A 2,367-nucleotide genomic window follows, 5' to 3' on the forward strand; every position below is an offset into this window, starting at 1 on the left:
TGACGCCCTTCAATTGCTGGTGATCGGCCGGGTCGGCCCGGAGAAGAACGCGTTCTGCCTCATGGAGGCGCTCAAGATTCTTGGACAGCGAAACAAGACGATTCCCTTCGTCCGGTGGGTCGGAGGCAAGGACACCAGCACGCGAGGATTGCAGTACTGGGAGCGCATCCGTCAGTGGATGGAAGGAAATCCTGACCTTCGGGCGCGTTGGGAGTGGATGGGGGAGCGTCAGGAGGCGCCGGCTCTCCTGGCGACGGCTGATGCCTTGGTGTTGTGTTCATTTTATGAGGGTCTGCCCAATGTGGTGTGCGAGGCATTCGCGATGGGGCGAATCGTTCTCGCCTCTCATGTCTGCGAGCATCCGAGGCTCGTGGCGGACGGGGTCAGAGGATTTCTTTTTGATCCGAGCCGGCCGGAGACACTCGCGGATGCGATCGAACGGTTGGAGGGTTTGGATGCGGAGCGTTGGTCGAGCATGTCGGCGAGCGCACGAAGCTATGCGGAGCAACATCTGAAGGTGGATCGAATGGTCCTCGAATTCGAACAACTCCTTCTTCGCTGCATTGAGGAGAGGCGTTAGGAAGCCGATGTGCGGGTTTGCGGGCATATTGAGGTCAGGCCGGTCCGCTGGTGCCGGAGTGGATGCCGAAGTCGAGCAGGCTGTTCAGCAAATGATTCAGTGCCTGCGCCGCAGGGGCCCGGATGGAACGGGCCTCTTCGTCAATCCAAAGGTGGCCTTGGGCCATTGCCGGTTGAGCATCTTGGATCTGAGCGAGGCGGGAGCCCAGCCGATGGTGCGGCAAGAGGGCGGAGTCGTCGTTGTTTACAATGGTGAGTGCTATAATTTCAGGGAGTTAAGGCAGGAACTGGCAGGGAAGGGCCGGGAGTTCAGAAGCCAGTCCGATACCGAGGTCGTATTGCAAATGTATGAGGCCTGGGGTCCCGACGGGCTGAAGCGATTGGAAGGCATCTTTGCGCTCGCGATCTGGGATAGGCGTCGAGATCGCCTCGTTTTGATGCGCGACCGGCTTGGGATCAAGCCGCTCTACTACGGCACCTCGAGATTCGGATTGGCCTTTGGATCCGAGATCAAAGCGGTCAAGGCGGCGGGAGGAGTGGACCTTGGGCTGGATGAGCAGAGTTTTTCGGAGTATCTATGGTTCGGCAATACCTTTGACGAGCGGACTTTTTACGGAGGAGTGCGATCGCTCAGGCCGGGGCACTGGTTGATCGTGGAGGGCGCGGAAGAGCGAATCGAACCCTGGTGGAAGCTTGAGGATTGGCTCGTGGACGTGCCGACGGGAGTCACCGAGAGCGATGCGGCCACGGAGCTTCGGGATCGCATCGATGTCGCCGTCACGCGGCAACTGATCAGTGATGTTCCCGTTGGGATTTTCCTCAGCGGCGGTGTGGACTCCTCAACGATCGCCGCGGCCGCGGTCCAAGCTGGAGGATCCAGTCCGGTAAGCTTTGCGGCTGGATTTGATTTTGCTGGCGGGGTGGATGAGTTGTCGAAAGCTCGCGGGGTGGCAACGCAGCTCGGCCTTGAGCATCATGAGTTGCGGATTTCCGGGGTGGACTTGGCCTCAACTTTGAAGCAGTTAGCCAGGGCTCACGACGAGCCCTTCGCGGATGCGGCGAACATCCCGCTCTATTTGATGTGCAGGGAGCTTTCCGGGCGGATCAAGGTTGTGTTGCAAGGAGACGGCGGAGACGAGCTTTTCGCCGGCTATCGCCGCTATGCCCTGCTGCAGAATGCCCGATGGTGGAAGCGTTGTCCGACAGCCCTCGTCCCGGTTCTGCGTTCGGGCGGAGCCTACGGCCAGCGGTTGGGCCGATTGTTGGATGCGATGGCCCAGCCCGACCCGGCTGTGAGAATGGCCTTGCTCTTGACTATGGAGACTCGCTTTGAGCCGCCGGAACGGCTGCTGATGAAGGAGCGGCAAGTCTCCCTGAGAAATTCGACCGATCCCTTCCTGGCCTACCGTGGCGCGGCCGAGCGCTTTCAAACCGAGGACCCGGTGCAGCAAATGTTGCTCACCGACCTGACGGTTCAACTGCCGTCCCAGTTCCTTTGCAAGGTGGACCGGGCCACCATGGCGGCGAGTGTCGAGGCGCGGGTTCCTCTTCTGGACGAGCAGGTGGTGCGGTTGGCCGTGCAACTTCCCTCGTCCTGGAAAACAAGAGGAACTCAGAAGAAATTGATTTTGCGAAACTCCCAACGAACAAGATTGCCCGGCAGTGTGCTCGATGCCCCGAAGTCTGGTTTCGGCGTTCCCTATTCGTTCTGGCTTCGTACCGCCCTGCGCGAGTTTGCGGCGGAACGTATCCTGGATCGAAGCTTTCGCGAGACCTTCGCGGTGGACG

General features: G+C 60.1%; 2 protein-coding genes. Both read left to right on the plus strand.

Annotation, left to right across the window (positions count from 1 at the left end):
• Nucleotides 1-580 (plus strand): glycosyltransferase family 4 protein (locus tag FJ404_19720; GenBank protein ID MBM3825074.1); only part of this gene is annotated, 580 nt, incomplete at its 5' end.
• Between the two features lie 7 nt (nucleotides 581-587).
• The coding region (asnB, locus tag FJ404_19725; protein ID MBM3825075.1) for an asparagine synthase (glutamine-hydrolyzing) at nucleotides 588-2,367 on the plus strand (1,780 nt) is incomplete at its 3' end.

It is taken from the genome of Verrucomicrobiota bacterium (assembly GCA_016871495.1).
GTDB lineage: Bacteria > Verrucomicrobiota > Verrucomicrobiia > Limisphaerales > VHDF01 > VHDF01.